The sequence below is a fragment of the Paenibacillus sp. MMS20-IR301 genome (assembly GCF_032302195.1).
In the GTDB taxonomy this organism is placed as follows: Bacteria; Bacillota; Bacilli; order Paenibacillales; family Paenibacillaceae; genus Paenibacillus_AQ.
In genome coordinates this window covers 6,414,703-6,433,703 of sequence record NZ_CP135275.1, presented here as the reverse complement: position 1 = coordinate 6,433,703, position 19,001 = coordinate 6,414,703, and the positions used below count along the sequence as shown (strand labels likewise).

At 51.2% G+C, this 19,001-nt stretch carries 14 protein-coding genes; 3 read left to right on the top strand and 11 right to left on the bottom strand.

All coding sequences use genetic code 11. The features are described 5' to 3' along the window. Window positions 1-116 precede the first annotated feature (116 nt). From LOS79_RS27550 to ftsE, 3 genes are read right to left on the bottom strand one after another with little or no spacing between them, the layout of a single operon-like run. Window positions 117-1,412, bottom strand: coding sequence for a murein hydrolase activator EnvC family protein (locus tag LOS79_RS27550; RefSeq protein WP_315413913.1), 1,296 nt, complete (start codon window positions 1,410-1,412; stop codon window positions 117-119). Window positions 1,413-1,454: 42 nt separating this feature from the next. Beyond that, on the bottom strand, window positions 1,455-2,369 hold the full coding sequence (gene ftsX / locus LOS79_RS27545; protein WP_315413912.1) for a permease-like cell division protein FtsX: 915 nt from the start codon (window positions 2,367-2,369) through the stop codon (window positions 1,455-1,457). Further along, complete coding sequence (gene ftsE / locus LOS79_RS27540) at window positions 2,359-3,045, bottom strand: cell division ATP-binding protein FtsE (protein WP_315422484.1); 687 nt, start codon at window positions 3,043-3,045, stop codon at window positions 2,359-2,361. The genes ftsX and ftsE overlap by 11 nt, the downstream gene beginning before the upstream one ends. A gap of 270 nt (window positions 3,046-3,315) precedes the next feature. On the opposite strand from ftsE, the gene LOS79_RS27535 reads away from it, so the two are divergent. Continuing rightward, window positions 3,316-4,743 (top strand): VanW family protein, encoded by a 1,428-nt coding sequence (locus LOS79_RS27535; protein ID WP_315413910.1) that lies wholly within the window; start codon window positions 3,316-3,318, stop codon window positions 4,741-4,743. A 167-nt stretch (window positions 4,744-4,910) separates the two neighbouring features. Next, window positions 4,911-5,309 (top strand): CBS domain-containing protein, encoded by a 399-nt coding sequence (locus LOS79_RS27530; protein WP_315413908.1) that lies wholly within the window; start codon window positions 4,911-4,913, stop codon window positions 5,307-5,309. Window positions 5,310-5,343: 34 nt separating this feature from the next. On the opposite strand, the gene LOS79_RS27525 is transcribed toward LOS79_RS27530, so the two are convergent. The 8 genes from LOS79_RS27525 to LOS79_RS27490 form a co-directional block, all read right to left on the bottom strand. Next, entirely contained in the window at window positions 5,344-5,946 is a 603-nt protein-coding gene (locus LOS79_RS27525; protein WP_315413906.1) for a DL-endopeptidase inhibitor IseA family protein, read from the bottom strand. A 228-nt stretch (window positions 5,947-6,174) separates the two neighbouring features. Further along, on the bottom strand, window positions 6,175-6,771 hold the full coding sequence (gene pilO, locus LOS79_RS27520) for a type 4a pilus biogenesis protein PilO (RefSeq protein WP_315413904.1): 597 nt from the start codon (window positions 6,769-6,771) through the stop codon (window positions 6,175-6,177). Continuing rightward, window positions 6,755-8,371 carry a type IV pilus biogenesis protein PilM gene (gene pilM, locus LOS79_RS27515; RefSeq protein ID WP_315413902.1) on the bottom strand — a complete coding sequence of 539 codons (1,617 nt, stop codon included), beginning with the start codon at window positions 8,369-8,371 and terminating at the stop codon, window positions 6,755-6,757. Before pilM ends, pilO begins: the two co-directional genes overlap by 17 nt. Window positions 8,372-8,386: 15 nt before the next feature. Next, on the bottom strand, window positions 8,387-9,136 hold the full coding sequence (locus LOS79_RS27510; RefSeq protein WP_315413900.1) for a prepilin peptidase: 750 nt from the start codon (window positions 9,134-9,136) through the stop codon (window positions 8,387-8,389). A 128-nt stretch (window positions 9,137-9,264) separates the two neighbouring features. Then, on the bottom strand, window positions 9,265-9,744 hold the full coding sequence (locus LOS79_RS27505) for a prepilin-type N-terminal cleavage/methylation domain-containing protein (RefSeq protein WP_315413898.1): 480 nt from the start codon (window positions 9,742-9,744) through the stop codon (window positions 9,265-9,267). 193 nt (window positions 9,745-9,937) lie between these two features. Beyond that, window positions 9,938-11,143, bottom strand: coding sequence for a type II secretion system F family protein (locus tag LOS79_RS27500; RefSeq protein ID WP_315413896.1), 1,206 nt, complete (start codon window positions 11,141-11,143; stop codon window positions 9,938-9,940). Beyond that, a complete protein-coding gene (locus LOS79_RS27495) occupies window positions 11,143-12,192 on the bottom strand; it encodes a type IV pilus twitching motility protein PilT (protein ID WP_315413894.1) in 1,050 nt (349 codons plus the stop codon). Before LOS79_RS27495 ends, LOS79_RS27500 begins: the two co-directional genes overlap by 1 nt. Before the next feature lie 29 nt (window positions 12,193-12,221). Further along, complete coding sequence (locus LOS79_RS27490; RefSeq protein ID WP_315413893.1) at window positions 12,222-13,886, bottom strand: GspE/PulE family protein; 1,665 nt, start codon at window positions 13,884-13,886, stop codon at window positions 12,222-12,224. Window positions 13,887-14,253: 367 nt separating this feature from the next. Here LOS79_RS27490 and LOS79_RS27485 point away from each other — a divergent pair, with 367 nt between their 5' ends. After that, on the top strand, window positions 14,254-18,999 hold the full coding sequence (locus tag LOS79_RS27485) for a choice-of-anchor A family protein (protein ID WP_315413892.1): 4,746 nt from the start codon (window positions 14,254-14,256) through the stop codon (window positions 18,997-18,999). The last annotated feature ends 2 nt before the right edge of the window (window positions 19,000-19,001 follow it).

The window sequence follows — 19,001 nt, the reverse complement described above, 5'->3', positions numbered from 1 at the left end:
TCTGATCACCCGCATGGTCCGCTCCATGAGAACGGCATCTCTTCCAGTATATGCCGCCGGATGAAATAATATTTATTTAGTTACTTCATTATTCAACTTATCCTTAAGGGCCGAACCTACAGATACGGCATCGGATCTACGGTCTTGCCGTCAATCCGCACTTCGAAGTGCAGATGCGGGCCGGTTACCCGTCCGGTTGCACCGGATTCCGCAATGGTCTGTCCGCGTGCCACCCGGTCACCCGGCTTCACCAGAATGCCGCCTTCACGGATATGCCCGTACAGCGTCCATACCCCGCCGCCATGGTCAACAATTACACAGTAGCCGTAACCGCTCCACCATTCCGCTACGAGTACTGTACCAGCATCCGCGGCGTGAATATTCGTCCCCTGGGGAACTGCGAAGTCGACACCGGTATGCATTTTGCCTACCTCACCGGTAACCGGATGTGTACGTATACCGTAGGGGGAAGAGATGCGTGCCGAGCCTACCGGCAGCAGGAACGGCCCGTTCCCGCCGGCATATTCCGCCGAACTCGCTACGGAGCTTCTGCTGCTGCTCGCAGCTTTGGCCGCCTTGGCCGCTGCTGCTGCCCTGCGCGCCGCTTCCGCTTTGGCTGCTGCTGCTCTGCGCGCTGCCTCCTCGGCCTTAAGCTTGTCCTTCTGCTCTTCCAGAGCGGAGCGGTCACTGGCCAGCTGGACCAGCTTGGCATTCTGCTCTTCCGAAATCACTTCGGCTTCCTGAATTTCCTCATCGTAATAGGCAATAAGCTCCTGCTTCTCGGCTTCCTTCTCCTTCAGCACACTGCGCTGGGATTCCAGATCCGTATAAAGCTGCTTGGCCTGGGCATATTGCCCTTCCAGCTCCTGCTTCTTCGCGATAACGGTCTCCTTGTCCAGCTTATGCTGCACGAGCAGATCCTGGTCCTGATCGACGATCATCTTCAGGGAGTCCGCCCGGTCCAGGAAATCGGAGAAGCTGGTCGAAGACAGCAGCACATCCAGATAGGACACAGCTCCATCCGTGTACATCAGGCGGACACGGGATTCCAGCAGCTTTTCACGGGAAGCCACGCGGGCCTCCGCATCATCCAGCTCGCTCGTTGTCACGACCAGCGACTCTTCCGTGCTGGCGATTTTACCGGATATGGTCGTCATTTCACCCTTCACCTGTTCAATCTGCTCCAGAACATACTCGAGGTTAAGCGTAGTCTTATTCTTATAGTGCTGAGCCTCCTGATTGCGGGAAGCCGCCTTCTCCTGTGCAGCCTTGGCCGCCTGGACCTCCTGCTGCAGCTGCTTCAGCTGCTTGTCAATCTCGGCAACACTTGTTTTCTTGGCATATCCGTCAGAGGGCCCGAACATTGTGACAGCCAGCAACGTTACGGCTATTCCGGCAGCAATCTTCTTCAACTCGCACTCCCCGTCCTTTGTCTAAGTCTGATTAAGTCTCTGCTATACCTTCAAGAACTTCCGGATCGACACCGTACTGCCCCACACGCCAATCAGCACGCCCAGGCCGACCAGCAAGCCGCACAGCAGCAGCCAGATATCCTCGAACGGAATCAGCCGCAGCCCAAGCATCGGATCTCCCTGTACGGAAGCTTCCAGACTGCTGTAACCGGCGTAGAGCAACCCGGAGGTGACCAGCGAACCGATCAGCCCGATCAATGCACCTTCAACAAAAAACGGCCAGCGGATAAAATAGTTAGTTGCTCCCACCAGCTTCATAATGCCGATTTCCTTACGGCGGGCCAGAATCGTTACCCGGATCGTATTCGAAATCAGGAACATCGACATCAGCGCCAGTCCCGCTACGAAAATAAACCCGATGTTGCGTACAGCCCGGGTCACCTTGAACAAGGTCTCCACAGAGCCTTCACCATATTTCACTTTGTAAATCGGCTGCTCTTTATGCGCTTCATTCAGCGCCTCTATCTTCTCTGCCACGAACGATACGGTTGTCGGCTCAATTACCTCGACAAGCAGCTTGTCCGGCAGCGGATTGTTATCTTCATCGAAGCCTTCAAGAAGATCGGCCGCATCCGGCCCCAAATCCTCACGGAATTCCTTGAGTCCCTGTTCTTTGGAGATGAACTCCACCTTGCTGACTTCCGGCATGCTGCCGATTTCGTTTTCCAGCGTCTCCCGCATCTTCTGGTCGGTATTCAGCGTCAGGTGTACATTGATCTGTACCTGGCTGTCTGCTTTGTCCGCTACTTCATTCACATTGAGCACCAGCAGGATGAACACTCCGAGTACGAAAAGAGACACAACGATGGAGGTGATGGAAGCCACCGACATCCAGCCGTTACGGAATACGTTTTTGAAGCCTTCCCGCATGTGCCGCAAGAAGGTTTTAAAACTCATAACCGTATTCCCCTCTCAATTGGTCTCTGACAATATTGCCGTTCTCGATGGCCAGCACCCGTTTGCGCATTTTGTTGACGATATCCCGGTTGTGGGTAGCCATAACAATGGTAGTTCCGCGGAAATTAATCTCATCCAGCAGCTGCATAATGCCCCATGAGGTTTCGGGGTCCAGGTTGCCGGTAGGCTCGTCCGCAATAATGACGGAAGGATTGTTCACAATCGCTCTGGCGATGGCAATCCGCTGCTGCTCTCCCCCGGAGAGCTGTGAGGGCTCACGGCCGGCTTTGCTGCGCAGACCCACTAGATCGAGCACCTCGTTCACCCGCTTCTTGATGATCTTCTTCGGCGCCTCAATGACCTCCATCGCAAAAGCCACATTCTCATACGCTGTCATCTTCGGCAGCAGCCGGAAATCCTGAAACACTACGCCGATGTTGCGGCGGACATATGGAATTTTGCGGGGCTTCAGCTTGCCTATATTGAAACCGCCTACGGAAATCTGCCCTTTGGTCGGTGTTTCTTCTCTATAAATTAATTTCATAAACGTTGATTTACCTGCGCCGGACGGTCCGACGACATAAACGAACTCATTTCGGTCGATTTTGACAGATATTCCTTGTAGTGCATGGGTTCCGTTAGGATAGGTCTTCCATACATCCTGCATTTCTATCATCTTATCACTTCCCGATTCTGACATAATCCGCCCCCGCCTAGCGGAAGCTTCCATAAACTTCATTATTATCGCAGGCGTATCTATTGTAACAAATCCCTAACCCCTTGAGTACCCGAAAGTTTTACCGAATCTTTACATATACATTAAAATACAAGCTTTCCTGCCGTACCCACACTTCTATATATCGGCATTTCAATGCATTCATTAAGTCTTATTTCCATGGCTGGCGCTGCCTCCAGCGCAAATCCGCGCCTCTGAAGGAGATTGTTCATGAAAAAAATACACGCCGTCCTCATCCTGGGACTCGGCCTGATTCTGGCCGGCTCGCTTGCCGCCGGAGGACTTCATCTATATGGCACCCAGCGCACCCTGCCCAAAGGGACCGTTATCTCCGGATGGGACATCGGGGGTTTGGACATCGCCGCAGTACAAACTGAGCTGGATACCAGGCTTCAGGCTCTTGAGACTATTCCGCTCTCGCTGAAGACAGAGAACAATACTGAGCTGAGCCTTACGCTGCAGCAGGCCGGTGTTACCTACGAGGCAGAAGCTTTCAGTCAGGCACTGAAGACGCTGACCGAAGGATCACTGCTGGAGCGGGTCCAGGCCCGGCGCAGCTGGTCCGCGGACTGGACCATTGGAATCCATCTGGAACTTACGGAACTGAAGCACAAGCTTAGTCCGGCTTGGGAGAGAGAGACCTTCGGCGTTCCTGCTGATGCGGTGCGGAGAATTACAGAGGATGACCGTATAGTGTACACACCCGGAACCAACTCCTACGAAGTAGACTGGCAGGCTCTGGAGCTTGCCCTGCGTGCAGCCCTGCCCGCCGGCATTGGCGGTACAGGAAACCCGCAAAAGATGCGGATCAGCCTGGACGTCCCGTTAACGGTCAAAGCGCCGGACATCACGCTGCAGTCGCTGAAGGATCAGGGTATTGCGCGGAAGATTACCCAGTTCAGCACATTCTTAGGGTCCAGCGGACCCGGACGCAGCTACAATGTGGAGGCCGCAGCCAAAGCGGTGAATGGAACCATTCTGCCGCCGGACGCTATCTTCGACTACGGGAAAGCCATCCAGAAAGCCCAGGCGGAATATGGCTTCCGTGAAGCACCGGTCATTGTAAACGGTAAGCTGCAGCCCGGTACAGGCGGAGGCATCTGCCAGGTCTCAAGCACCCTGTACAATGCCGCGCTGCGCTCCGGGCTTGAGATTGTGGAACGGCGCAACCACTCGCTTCCGGTCAGCTATCTGCCCAAAGGGCAGGATGCCACATTTGCCGAAGGGTATATCAATTTCCGCTTCCGCAACAATACCGGCAAGTATTTGATTATAAAAGCTGAAGTCAAAGGGCGCACCCTGACGGTTAAGCTGTTCGGCACCTTTCCGGAGAATGTCACTTTCGGTCTGGAATCACGGACGGTAGAGGTGTTGAACCCGACCGACAAATACGTGAGCGATGCCTCGCTTCCCCGGGGCGGAACAAGGATAGTTCAGGCTGGTAAAACCGGTTATATCGTCGAGACCTATATTACCCGTTATGTTGACGGCAAGGCTGCCGAGAGGAAGAAGCTCTCCCGCGATGTGTATTACGCCCAGAAACGGGTCATTGCCATCAGCCGCGGCGGCATGAGTAAATCAACAATTCCGGAAGCTTCAGGCAAACAGCTGGTCGAGGACGGCGTAAAGGGTGAATAAGAAAATTACCCCGAACCCTAAAAACCTAAAAACGGCTGTGCCAGCCTTGAAGCAAGGGCGGCACAGCCGTTTTATATAACCTTTACACAGCGCTTACCCGGGGAGCCGTTACAATTTACGTTTGCGCGTTACAGTTAGAGTAGACTTCATCTGAAAGGAGTGTACTTATGACTATAACATCAACAGCCGGCCTGTCAGCCATCCTCCGCCAGGCTCCGGCCATTTCACCTTCGCTAACCTGCCGTGAAGCTCTGCGTGTACAATTCCAGCATCCGGAATCCAAATGCATCGTTGTCCGCAGCAGCAGCAATGAACCTGTAGGACTGATCATGTGCGAGCGCTTTTTCCTCAAGGCAACCGGACGGATGGGTATCGACCAGTTCTACAATGAACCGGTATCGAAGCTGATGAACCGCAGTCCGCTGACAGCGGACATCTCCGCTTCTCCCGAATCATTATGGGCCGAAGCCATGCAGCGCCCGGAAGCGATGAGACAGGACTGCATTATCGTAACAGATAACGGCCGGATTGCCGGCATTCTCCACCCTGCGGAACTGCTGCGCTAAAGGGCGGCAGAGCCGTTCCTCCTCTATCCCCGCGTTAGAACACTGTATCCGGCGATACATCAATTCTCCAGTAACCGTTCACCTTCTTCAGCTTCACCACTACGTTTTCATTCACTCCGGTTGTTCCACTCGGCGGCACACTCAGCTCGAAGACTGCAGTTAATGCGTCTTTGGATACCATCCGGGCAGTAGCCCTGCTGTAATCCAGTGTGTTGCCCAGATCTACATTGGGCTGCCCCATTCTTCCGTTATACTCCAGAAACAGTGTTTGTGTATAAAAAGCTGCCGCATTATGGGTGTAGGCTCTTTTCACATAATTCATCAGCTGCTGCTTCGTCCCCAAATCGCCCGAAAGATAACGGTATTCCACCGTATTATAGTGAAACAGCTCCGGATTAAAGGTATTGCCGCCCCGGCTCGCATACGTATAGATTGCCTTCGCATGAATCATGAGCGGAATAATACTTTTCTCCGTCAAATTATTGATGGTTGCCGGTCCTTCCTTACCCGGTGCCGAGACAGCCACCGTCTTAAATCCCTCTAAACCTGCTGATGGTGAAGCCGCGAGTGCCCCACTGCCTGCAGAGACCAGTCCCAGTGAAAGTACCAATGTACCAAGTAGCCACTTTTTACCCATCCTAAACGCCTCCTCTTAGTCCTGTTATAGGTTGTGAAGAACCCTGTTCTCCCATTGCTGCGGTGCGTACTATATACTTTACGATCGCCTTTAAGCTAAAATACCCAAACCACCCCCGGGTGGAAACGGGAGAAGGGGGAAGTGCACAAAAAAACTCCATCCTCCTGTTAATGGAGAATGGAGCCGGTTAACTATGTTCCTGTCAAGGCTGATTCTGATCCAGTACAGCTACCTCTGCTCCAGGCTTGCGGTATCCGCAGACTGCTCATAGTAGGCCGTAAACGTAACGCTTGCTGAAAGGATATTCCCCGAATCATTCGAGTGCTGGAAGCTGTACGCTTCTACGTTAATAATGCGGGGCAGCAGCTGCAGCGCTGTCAGCCAGTTCCGCAGACTGGTATAAGTCCCCTCTACCGTTGCCGTCAGCTTCAGTTCCTTCACTGTAGGATAGACTACACTTGCAGAACCGGTCATCTCCTGAATGGGATTCGTATCCTCCAGCGTGAACCCGATCTCTTTCAGCCGCGCATCGGTCAGTGCGCCGATATTACGCAGATCCAGAATCAGCTGCTCGCTGTTGTCACCGCGCGGAAGCTGGGCCAGCAGCTCCTCCTGTGCATCATCATTTGCTGATGAGCTGTTCAGCTCTTCGATTTTAGTCTCCATCAGGCTGTTCTGCTGTTCCAGCTGTGACATCTCTGATTCCTGCTCGCTAATCTTATCGTTCGTAGGTTTAAATCCCAGCAGGAAGAATGCAAATAACAGCAGGAACAGCACCAGAACCCCAAGTACAATCGGCGAACGGTATTTATTCATTTGTTCCATTGGTATCCGCCTCCCCGCTGCCGTTTGCTGTAACAGCATTAGCCAGATTCACACGATAAACTGCCGTATAGTACTTCGTAAGCGTCGCCTGTGCCTGCGTATTACCGCCGGGATTGCCTTCGGTCAGCTTTTGAATACTCGCTTCCACAGTGAACGGCATCTTGCGCAGCTCCGCCAGATATTCGGCCGCATCCTCCATCCTCTGCAGCTTCACTGTCAAATCAATCGAACTGAGGTAGGTATAGCCTACATTACCCAGCGAAGATCCTTGCGGCAAGCCTGAGGCCAGCTTATTCAGCACAGAGACAATATTCAGCGCCCTGTAGTTCATAATCTCATCAATAGCTGCTTTACGGTCCAGCTTGCCCGAACCGCCGTTGTTCGCTTTAGCCAGCTCCAGCTGCAGCAAGGTACTCCGGTCCCGGAGACCCTGCAGCTGCTCTGCCTGGTCACTGATCTGCCCTTTATTGCCCGCATACAGAATTCCGACCCCGGCCATCCCCAGCAGCCAGATGCCGATCAGGGCAATAGCCAGATAAGGGAAGATCATCGCTTCACGGTCCTCACGGGGCAGAAGATTAATATGCGGCTCTCTAGAGCCGAGCGCCGCTCCGGTCGCCACTCTAAAGCTGTTCAGCTGGTGATTCTGCACTCTCCCTGCACTGGCTTCCAGCTGGTCCAGACTTACCGGCACAACCTCCTGCTCATTCAGGGATTGGCTAAGCTCATCATGAAGCTGACTGCGCAGAACCGGCGTTCCTGTAATCAGCACCTTGCTGATCCGTGTGCTGCCGTCATGCAGACTGTATTGGTAGAAGTTGAGCATCCGGGATATTTCGGCAGTAATCTCCAGCATTTGCTCCGGTGACAGATGCTCTTCTTCACTCTCAAGCGCGGCTGCCACTTCTGATCTGAATTTCAGCTCTTCCTGTACAGGTACAGCCGCCTCTGCTCTGCCTGTCTGCAAATCCGCAACATTAATAGAACGGATGAATACGGGATTTCCTTCACGGAACATATAGATATCCAGCAGCGACTGCTCCAGATGAATCAGCATCGTCTCATTTAAGACTTCACCCTGATTCAGCATGATGCTCCGGGCCAGGGCCGTAGCTGAAATCTCTACTGCACCCACCCGCAGGCCGGCAGCCTCCAGAATATCGATATGGTCCTGAATCGGCTTGCGCGGTGCGGCGAAGACCAGCAGATGGCTCTGGTTCTCATCTATACCTGTCGTAACATAATCGTATACCGGATTCTCAAACGGCAGATGCAGTCCCGTCTCTACCTCCAGCTTCACAAGCTGGTCCAGTTGCTTCTCATTGGTGCTCGGAATACTCATTTTACGGATAATGATTTGCGCCGGCGGAATAGCCAGGGCTACCTTGGATCCGCGCAGCCCCTGTTTTTTGACCCAGGGCTTCAGAATATCCAGCAGGGATTCTCCATCTGCAATCTGGTTCTCGACAATCATCCCCGGCTGCAGCGGAAGCACCTTCTTCTTGCGGACCTCCCAGGTTTTGTTCTTCTTCAAGCTGACGAAGCGGATCGCAGATTCCTCTATGGAAATCCCGATTGCGCGTTGACCTAATCCCATCATCCGATGATGTTCCTCCTAACCGATAAACGAAAGATATGCGCCGATGATCTCCGGGCCAAACAGAAATGAAATAAGTGCACCAAACGCCAGATACGGTCCGAACGGGACGGGCTGTTTCCGGCCGATGAGGCCAAGCAGCCGCAGTACGCCGCCAACCCCGGCGCCAAACGCACAGGCTATAAAGAACGCCAGAATAACCCCCGGCCAGCCAATGATCCAGCCAAGCAGCGCGAACAGCTTAACATCGCCCATGCCCATGCCCCCAAACAGGGCCAGCAGCAGGAGTACTCCGCCGCCGCTTAACGCTCCGAGCACATGATACCCCAGCGGATGCTCCGTCATAAAGGGAACCAGCACCAGAAATACCGGCACAAAAAACAGCAGTACCTTATCCGGAATCAGCATATACCTGAGGTCTGAGACTGTAATTATAACGGACAGGCTGGCCAGCAGTGCTCCGGTAAGCCCTTCAAGGGTAATCCCGAACTTCAGATACATCACCAGGAATAGCAGCCCTGTTGCTGCTTCACCAAGCGGATACAAGAGCGGGACCCGGGTCCCGCAGTGCCGGCATTTCCCCCGTGATAACAGGTAGCTCACGACCGGGATCAGATCCAGCGTCTTCAGCCTTGCGCCACATTTGGGACATTGTGAGGGCGGATGCAGCAAGGACTCTCCTGCCGGTACGCGCAGCCCGACTACGTTGAAGAAGGACCCCAGCGTTAGTCCTAATAGCGTGATATATATAGCGATGAAAATAGTCATGATGGTTTCGCGTCCCTTTCGGGGATTTCAAAAAAAGGAACCGGAATGGTTCCGATTCCTTTGATGATCTTTGCGGTACTGGATTAATTGATGATGAGTGAAGTGTCTTGTGTTGGGGTGGTTAAGTATTATTCAATATTACCGTCTTCAGGCTTAGGTGCATCTTTAGTACCAAGAATTTCTTTAGCTAGATACACCCCGCCTGTAGCAGCACCAGCTGGCTTAGGTTGGATCATTACATTATTAAGCGTTCCATCCGTATTAAAAGAAACAGCAGTTCCTCCAGGTGTAATTGGTACTTTAGTACTCGGTAAAACTAAGTTTTTCTCAATATAATTAGAATCTTGAAGCTCAGTAAGGGTTACATTACCAACAGTAAAATCACCACCTCGTTCTCCAATAACATACAAACGGGCGGCCTCATATATTTGGCGTGCCGTTGCTAAGTCTGAATCATCCTTTGAGTTATTAATAATCCCGCCAATCAGCGGAATCGCAATAACCGCAATAATCCCCAGAATAACAATAACCGCCAATAGCTCTATCAGCGTGAACCCCTTCTGATTCTCTTCCTTGCCTAATCTTCTCTTAATTGCCTGTGCTAACATTAGGTTTCCCCCTCGATATTAGTTATGTGTGATGCTCCGACAGAAATCTAATCCTATGTTGCTGTGTTCCTGCTGTCTTGCTCTTGATATAGAAGCAGTTCTCTCCATCGCTCAGCACCTGCGGAAGCAGCTTCTGCGCCCGCGCCGCCCTTCCGGCGTCACCCCTCTCAATATGAACAAGGAACCGCAAGGTTCACATATTGCTGTACAGACTGAACATCGGCAGCATGATGGCGGCTACGATCACACCTACCACCCCGGCCAGAAAAGCAATGAGCAGTGGCTCAAGCAATGACTTGAGGCGGTCAACCGTGTTCTCTACATCCATCTCATAGAAGTCAGCGACCTTGGAGAGCATCGTATCCAGCGCTCCCGTCTCTTCGCCAATCGCAATCATCTGTGTAACGAGCGGCGGGAACACCCAAGCCTTCTTGAGCGGATCGGATAGCGGATTGCCCTGTCTCAGGGAATCACTTGCACTGCGGATATACCGCCCGATTACCTTGTTGCCTGCCACTTCCTCGACAATCGCCAGCGATTGCAGAATGGGTACCGAGCTGGCATACAGCGAAGCGAAGGTCCGGGTAAACTGGGCAATCGAGCCCTTCTGGTTCAATTTGCCGAATACCGGAAGCTTCAGCTTGGCATAATCCAGCGCATAAGCGCCTTTCTCGGTACGTTTGGTAACCTGATACGCCACAATTAGGATCAGTACGCCGAGGACCCAGAAATACCACTGGCCCTGGATGCTCTTGCTGAGTGCCAGCACCAGCTTCGTGATGGCCGGTAGCTCGGCATCGAAGGACTCGAACATGGTAACGAATTGCGGGACAATCGCCCATAACAGGTAGATTACCGCGCCTATTGCCATGATTCCGACTGTAATCGGATAGGTCAGCGCTGACTTGATCTTCTCTGTCGTGGTGTGCTGCTTCTCAAAGAATACCGCCAGCCGTTCCAGCGTTCCTTCCATATTCCCCGACTCCTCACCGGCGCGGATCATGCTGACGAAGAGCGGCGGGAAGATCTTCTTGTGATCCTGTACCGCCTGGGAGAATGCAATCCCCCGCAAGAGACTTGAGCCGACTTCCACCAGCGCCTTGCGCAGCGGCTTGCTCTCGGTCTGTTCGGCCAGGATCCGGGTAGCATCGACGATGGATACCCCAGCACGCATCAGTGTGGCGAACTGGCGGCAATAGATAATGAAATGAATCGTCTTAACTGGATTGCCTATATATATATCCATCTGCAGGATGGAGGTTTTGCGTTCTACTAAGGAGAATACTGTCAGGCCGCGCTTGCGGAGCTCATCCATCGCCGCCGGCTTATCCGTAGCAGTAAGCTTGCCTTTGATCGGTCTGCCCGCTGCGGTCTTGACCTGATATTCGAACAATGCCATCAGCCATTCACCTCATTCATGTACGCTTTGGCTGCCGCAGGATGGACCAGCCCACCGGCAAGATACTCACGGATATTCATCTCCAGCGTATGCATGCCCAGCGCCCGGCTTGTCTGCATCACATTCTTCAGCTGATGCGTCTTCTCCGTCCGGATAAGATTGGCTACAGCCGGTGTATTCACCAGAATCTCCGTTGCACAGATCCGCCCCCGCCCTGCCGCTCTCGGGAATAACCGCTGGCTGACTACGGCCAGCATGACCGAAGCCAGCTGGGAACGGATCTGATTCTGCTGATGGCCCGGAAAAGCATCGATAATCCGGTCAATCGTCTGCGGGGCATCAGTCGTATGTAACGTTGCTAATACCAGGTGTCCTGTCTCGGCTGCTGTAACAGCTGCAGAGATTGTTTCCAGGTCGCGCATTTCCCCTACCAGAATAACATCCGGGTCCTGCCGCAGAGCGGCCCGCAGACCGCTCGCGAAGCTCACCGTGTCGATTCCGACCTCGCGCTGGTCTACCAGGCATTTGCCGTGGCTGTGCAGGAATTCAATCGGGTCCTCAAGGGTTACGATATGCTTGCTCTCCGTCTGGTTGATGGAGTGAATCATCGCTGCCAGCGTTGAGGACTTGCCGCTCCCTGTAGGGCCTGTTACCAGAATCAGGCCTTGCGGCTTCTGGGCTAGCGAGGCCAGGACCTGCGGCATCGCTAATTGCTCCAGCGTAGGTATTTCAGCAGGGATCGAGCGGGCGGCAATGCTGACTCCGCTCCGCTGGCGGTATACATTCACCCTATACCGTACGTCGCTTTCAAGAGGGTAGGCGAAATCAATTTCACCGGATTCATTGAATACACTGCTGTTGCGCTCCCCCATTAGGACTTCAGCCATAGCTAATGATTCACCAGCCGTTACCTGTTCTCCTTCAAGGTGATGCAAAATTCCGTCAATTCGCATTACCGGTGCGGAGCCCACAGAGATATGCAAGTCTGAAGCTTTGGAGGCATAGGCTGTATGGAGCAGCCCTATAATGTCTCTTATGAATGTCGGCATTGACTTCCTCCTGAAACGTTAAGTTTGATCTAATGGGAGACCGTCTCCCGCAGAACTTCCTGGAGCGTGGTCGTTCCCTGTGTAACCTTGAGCAGCCCGTCCTCCATCAATTGGACAAGCCCGCGTTCCCGGGCCACAGTCTTCAGCTCTTCGACTGATGCCAGGTCGGTAATCAGCTGCCGCATATGGTCATCAATGGTCAGAACCTCATGAATGGCAATCCGTCCCCGGTAGCCTGTGCTGTTGCAGCTGCCGCAGCCCCGCCCGCGGTGCAGGCTATCTATCGGCAGGTTATACTTCCGAAGCAGGATAGCTTCCTGCTCGGACGGCTTGTACATGGTCTTGCAGTCCGGGCATATTTTACGTACCAGACGCTGAGCCACAACCCCGATCAGGGAGGAGGCAATGAGATAAGGCTCAACGCCCATATCCCTAAGCCGCGAAATCGTGCTGATGGCATCATTGGTATGCAGGGTAGACAGCACAAGGTGCCCGGTTAACGATGCCCTGACGGCAATTTCTGCCGTTTCGGTATCACGGATCTCCCCCACCATTACAATATTCGGGTCCTGCCGAAGGATCGAACGCAAACCTGCGGCGAAGGTCAGCCCTACTGCCGGATTCACATGGACCTGATTGACGCCTTCGAGCTGATATTCTACCGGATCTTCAACCGTAATAATATTGGCGCTCTCCACATTCAGTTGATTCAGCGCAGCATACAACGTCGTTGTTTTGCCGCTGCCTGTAGGTCCTGTAATGAGCAGTATCCCGTACGGCCGGGCAATCATCTCTCTAAAATTAGCGGCGTTAACCTCACTGAAACCCAGGCTGTCTACCGATTTCACGCCTGTGCTGAGATCAAGCAGCCGGAGTACAATCTTCTCCCCGTGCATTGTCGGCAGGGAGGAGACACGGATATCGACCATTTTGTAATCGAATTGCATCTTGATCCGCCCATCCTGCGGAAGCCTCCGCTCCGCGATGTTCAGCTTGGCCATAATCTTCAGTCTGGCTGTAATGAAGCCCTGCATCTGCTTCGGAATAACACGCTCTGTCCGCAGCGTTCCGTCAATCCGGTAGCGGATCGACAGATTGTTCTCGCCCGGATCCACATGAATATCGGATGCCCGCAGCGCTACCGCCTGCTGAATCATCTGGTTAACCAGCCGGACGATAGGGGAATCCTCATCGGTAATTTCGGTCTCTTCGATCTCTTCCTGGCTCGGCAGTTCAACCATCATCTGGCTCATCGAATCGCGCATGCCATAGTGGCGGGCAATGGCCCGCTGCAGCTCATCCCGGGTAGAGATCGCCGGTTCAATCTTGAATCCGGTGCTCATCCGCAGATCTTCAATTGCGAAATAATCGAGCGGATCCGCCATCGCGACCATCAGTTTGCCGCCTTCCTTCATGAAAGGAAGCACCTGATAACGTTTAGCCATGCTTTCCGGGATAATCTGCGTAATCGCCGGATCAATCTGATATTTGAACAAGCTTACATGCGGTATGCCCAGCTGAAATTCCAATACTTCAATTAACTGCTGCTCCGTAATGTATCCCTGCGAGATTAACAGGTCGCCAAGCTTGCGTTTTGTTTTGCGCTGTTCGCCGAGAGCCTCGGTCAGTTGCTCCTGCGAGATTATGCCGTTATCTACCAGCAAATCTCCCAGTCTTTTTTTTATGATTGCCACAGTCACTCATCTCCAGCTCGCACAGTTATATTTTTTTATCGGTATAAAGCACTAAGGAAATTAGCAAAAAAAGGTTAAAATCGTCTAATTATCTGGAAAAAATATGCCGATATACACTCTGTAATCCTGTCAGATTGTAAAATTCATTTTGCCGGAAATCCTCATGAAATCTAGTGCTAAATGCTTAAAAACAAGGAATTTTTTTCATATATTATTATTGCCTATGGAGGTAAATTGTCCTAGAATGATATATAGCATATAACCGCTTTTTTTACAATTGAGTTTTCCAGATCCTGGTCAATTTTTACGTAAGTTTCGATAAATCTACCAAACTATTATTTTATATCTTTTTTGGGGGAGATGCTAGATGAATTTATTCCGGCGGAGAACTTTAATTCTTGCTTCAGGGGGGTTATTTGCAGCCGCACTGATTGCCTTTTTAGTCCATTCATTCATTTTTTCAGTTAACGCGGTGGACAACGCATACACCATCCACATTCTGGAGATCACCGATCCTACCAGTGCGAGTTTAACAGAGGTTTCCGCTTACCCCAAGAGCGAGCTCGATGCCCTTCAGGGCTTAGACAACATTAAGGTTGATACCATGACCATGAAGCGTTTCGTATCGCTGCGTGATAACTGGGACGGTAAATACGACGCCGTGTATATCGGCAAAGGGGCCTTCAGCAAAACTCTAATTAACAGCAATAGCAATAGCACTCAGGAGGAGCGGAAGGCCGCCCATAAATCAACAAATGTACAGAACGATATTACCGGCATCAAGGCCAAAGAGCTTATCGACTATTACATCAGCAAGGGGCTGAATGTATTTTTTCGTGAGGAAACCTTCACCCAGCAGGATACTGCCGCTAAACGGGGAGTATTGTATGCCTCATTCAATTCGTACCGCACCACCCCTGCGCCTAACGTAACCTTTGTGAAGGATCTGAGTGCGCTCAATACGCTTACAGCAGCAATTAAGGACGGCAGCTGGACGAAGTTAGCTACTCTTAAACAGCGCCCTAGACTAACAATATCCAACAAGCCGGCCAGCTATAGCGGAGGTTCTACTACATTCTATCAATCTGACGAAACCCTGAACTTTTCGGTTAAGCTTGATAATGTTACAGACTTAGAGGCAAAAGGTGCGCGGGTTAAATTATATATAAGCGTCGATTCTTCCCTGCCTGTCAAGGAAGATAATGTTGTTGCCACCAAAGAATTCAAAACCGCATCAGATACGATCAGCTATAAGCTTCCTCCCACTTTCTCGGGGCCGCTCTACTGGCGGCTGGAGGTAAGCACGCTGGCCGGGTTAAAAGACTTTCAAACAGGCAACTTTTTATACAAAGGGACTATGCCTGTGATCAAGGTGCTTCAAGTTATGCCTGCAGGCAAGACAAGCAGCAATCTGCAATCTACCAGTAACATGAAGTCTGATTACTTATTTAAAAAGGATTATTACGAATTACAGATTACCTCCAAAGACATGACCTGGTTCAACAACTATATTGCCGAGCATACCAGCACAGAAGACAGCACTTCCGGCCTTAATGGCGCTTACGACATGATCGTGTTCGGATTCCAAGATATGTACGACCGCGTCAGCACGCCAATGCTCTCCGAGGCAGCTGCCAAGGCGGTCAAGGCTTTTGCGGAGAAAACCAAACAGAGCCTGATGCTGACACATGACACTATCTTCCGTGACTCCAATGCTCCATACCAGGAGAGCGCCAATAACTATAACTACTGGAGCCCGTACTTCCATGACATGGTAGGACAGGCACAGCCGCGTACTTACCTCGGTGGTAATGCTATCTATCCTTCCACCAAGGTAGTATCGGTTAACCAGGGGCTTCTGACCCAATACCCGTTCAATCTGGATACAGCAGGTTCAGATGCAAGCCGGTATAATGTGGCTACAACACATGACCAGTTCTTCCCTTTGGATCTCAATAATCCGGAGGTCATTCCCTGGTATAACATAAACGGTTCTGAGCGGGATGCGGACGACAGCTATAATCACTTCTATACTTATTCTATAGGCAACATTACCTTCTCAGGGACAGGCCACACCAGCACGAACTTCCCTGATTGGGAGCAGCGGCTATTCGTCAATACGATGTACCGGGCGTTTACCGGTGCCAATCACGCTCCGAAGATTACAGTTTACACGCCACTGGATAAGAGTACCAAGCCGTCCTATCATGACAAACTAACGGTCAGCTATTTGGCTAACGATCTGGATCTTAAAGACAAAGAACTGATTACAGAGATCAAGATTAGGAAACTGGTCGGCAACGATGAGAAAACAGGTACTTACGTTGATGTTGATTCCATGCCTGCCAAGACTGTCCGTTCAGGTGATACAGTAACCCAAATCTTCAATAACCCCCTGCGTGAGGGCGGCAAACTGCAGATTGAGATTACTGCCAAGGACAAACAAGGTGCTCTTGCTACCGAACTCGTTAACGTTACTGTTGAGAAAGTAACAGCCAATCTGACAATCAACCGCTCCTTACCTTCTACAACTGTGGAAAAGGGAGAGCCTTTTACCATCACATATAATGTCAAACCTAATATAATTCAGGCAAGTGCCGTAGATAAAGGCGATCAGGGGGTACAGAATCTGGTGATTTCAGATATTCAGTATTCTGAAGTATTCCCGGTAAGGCTGGAATTTAGCGAGCTGGCAGCCCAGGGACTCACACAGAGCGGCAATGCTGCATCAGGATATACCCTTACCAAGAATCTTGGCAAGCTGACTTATCATCTGTCTCAGGATGGCAAGACTTATATACCGGATTCAGCAGATGGCATCAACTTTAGCGTGACTGTAACAGCTACCGACCAGACACACTATGACCTGCAAAACTCCAAACTGAGTTTCGAGGATTTAAACTCGCTGCAGGTAACTACAGCTACGCCGGTTGTTAGTGCTACAGCCAGCGCTACTGCTAGCCCTACAGCCAGCCCTACTGCTACTGTAGCAGCCACCCAAACTCCAGTACCCGCTCAGGTGGTAAGAACCCCTCCACTTGGAATAGCCAGGGATTTCAATGTGTTTATTCTAGGGGATATTAATCGTACTGGAGGAATTGAAGGAACAGTAGCTGGCGGGGGCAATGTTACTATTAGTGCCAGCGGCATTGCCAGTGGTATTGCAGGCAATGCTAAGGAACGTGATGCGCTAGTTGTTGGTGGTAACTTGAACTTCAGTAATGATTCTGTGAACGGCAATGTTATTGTCGGGGGCACACCAACAATTAGTCAGAATGGTACCATTTTGGGTGATTTGAAGTCTGGAACTCCTATTGATTTCACTGCAGAATTTAAATATCTGCGCGAACAGTCGGATGCTCTTGCTAACCTGCCGGTAAACGGGGTCACCAAAACATTTAGCTGGGGTGAAGTAAGTCTCAAAGGAACTGACCCGAAAACTAATGTTTTCTCTGTTAATGCTGCTGATATGAAAAGCACAATAGGTGTAGATATCCCTAAGGGATCCACCGCAGTCATAAATATTACTGGCTCGTCTGTGAGTCTAGGCAATGGCTCGAGTTCGTTCGCTTTCTGCTCAGACAAAGATAACTCAGGTAATATTGATGCATGTAAAAATAATAATTTCTCTGATGCAGAGCTGAAAGCTGTATCGCCACATGTTATCTTCAATTTCAATAAAGCCGAAAGTCTTACACTAGACCGTATTAGAATGGATGGTACAGTATTAGCACCACGAGCCAGTATCAACTTCCTGCAAGGAAATGTATATGGAACCTTGATTGGAACCTCACTTGTAGGGGGAGGGACTCCAATGAATGTGAAGTTCAACGGTGAAACTGGTTTACCAGTACCAACCACTGCGCCAGTGGCTACGCCTACACCTGCACCGACCGCTACACCGGCTCCAAGCCCTACGCCAATGCCTGCACCGGTACTGGCAAGAGTAACGATGAGCTTTGACGATCTGGGGTTTGATGCCAAGGTCAGAGTAAAGAGTGTTTCATTAGCTGACGGAACACTCCGTCTTAACACTGAACTGAATATGGACGCACTGAAAACAATTCTGCCTGCAGATGCCAGCAATCCCGCCTTGAAATGGGAGTCCTTAAACCCGGGGATTGCTACCATATCGGAATCCGGTACGGTTCTGGGGATTGCTCCAGGAACAGCCAGGATTAAACTAACGGTCACAGATGCCTTTAATACAACATTCACAGCTACGGGATATGTAACAGTTGTTGCCCCACAGCTTACTATCAGCGGTTTTGATAAAGGTACCGTAGGTACCCCGAATATCTACACTGCCAGCTACTTAACCGTCAATGAAGACATCCAGGGCTATGAATGGAAGATTAAGCCTGACAGTAACACTGCTGGAGCCACGCTTACTGTCGATCCGCTCAAGCCGCTCAGCGATCAAGTTACACTGGCAGCCAGCAAATCGGGGACAGTCGTGCTGACTGCGGTTGCCCTGACGGATAAGCAACCGAGCGGAACGCGTCCGGAGGAGAAAACAATCACCTTCACCAATCCTGTTGCAAAGATTGAAATTCTAGGCGTGGATGCAGTAAATGTTGGCGAAGAAATTGAGTTGAAAATTAATGTGACTAGTCCGGATAATGCTGATCCTGCTGAATATAGCTGGAGTCTCGACGGGGATGGAAGCACTTATGCAAAGCTCACCCAAGGAGCACCCACTGATACTGCCAAGCTGGCTGGTCTAAAAATCACAGATGCTAACCAACCGGTGGTTGTCAGAGCTTCTGTAATCGGGACGCCGGAGGGTCAACCCATCACAGCCATATTGAGGGTCACCGTAGGTACCCGGTTGAACGGATTGTTATTGAGAGGTCCAATCACACTCAAAGTAGGAGAACAAATGGACCTGTTCGACATCAATAGACTTGGTCCATCTCCTTCCAGCATCCTCCTTAAAGAATTGACGGACAAGCTGAGCTGGAGCAGCAGCAACCCTGCCGTAGTTCTTATGGAAAATGGCGTTATCACCGGTAAGGTTAAAGGCTCTGCCAAAGTCACGGTATCCTATACTGAGGATTCAAAAATCCAAAGCACCATTGATGTTTTTGTAACTAACGAAGACCGCTATTAACT

Excerpts from the sequence above, each read along its gene's own strand:
- ftsX (WP_315413912.1), bottom strand. The coding sequence starts at position 2,369 with ATGAGTTTTAAAACCTTCTTGCGGCACATGCGGGAAGGCTTCAAAAAC.
- ftsE (WP_315422484.1), bottom strand. The coding sequence starts at position 3,045 with ATGATAGAAATGCAGGATGTATGGAAGACCTATCCTAACGGAACCCAT.
- LOS79_RS27535 (WP_315413910.1), top strand. The coding sequence starts at position 3,316 with ATGAAAAAAATACACGCCGTCCTCATCCTGGGACTCGGCCTGATTCTG.
- LOS79_RS27530 (WP_315413908.1), top strand. The coding sequence starts at position 4,911 with ATGACTATAACATCAACAGCCGGCCTGTCAGCCATCCTCCGCCAGGCT.
- LOS79_RS27525 (WP_315413906.1), bottom strand. The coding sequence starts at position 5,946 with ATGGGTAAAAAGTGGCTACTTGGTACATTGGTACTTTCACTGGGACTG.
- pilO (WP_315413904.1), bottom strand. The coding sequence starts at position 6,771 with ATGGAACAAATGAATAAATACCGTTCGCCGATTGTACTTGGGGTTCTG.
- pilM (WP_315413902.1), bottom strand. The coding sequence starts at position 8,371 with ATGATGGGATTAGGTCAACGCGCAATCGGGATTTCCATAGAGGAATCT.
- LOS79_RS27510 (WP_315413900.1), bottom strand. The coding sequence starts at position 9,136 with ATGACTATTTTCATCGCTATATATATCACGCTATTAGGACTAACGCTG.
- LOS79_RS27505 (WP_315413898.1), bottom strand. The coding sequence starts at position 9,744 with ATGTTAGCACAGGCAATTAAGAGAAGATTAGGCAAGGAAGAGAATCAG.
- LOS79_RS27500 (WP_315413896.1), bottom strand. The coding sequence starts at position 11,143 with ATGGCATTGTTCGAATATCAGGTCAAGACCGCAGCGGGCAGACCGATC.
- LOS79_RS27495 (WP_315413894.1), bottom strand. The coding sequence starts at position 12,192 with ATGCCGACATTCATAAGAGACATTATAGGGCTGCTCCATACAGCCTAT.
- LOS79_RS27485 (WP_315413892.1), top strand. The coding sequence starts at position 14,254 with ATGAATTTATTCCGGCGGAGAACTTTAATTCTTGCTTCAGGGGGGTTA.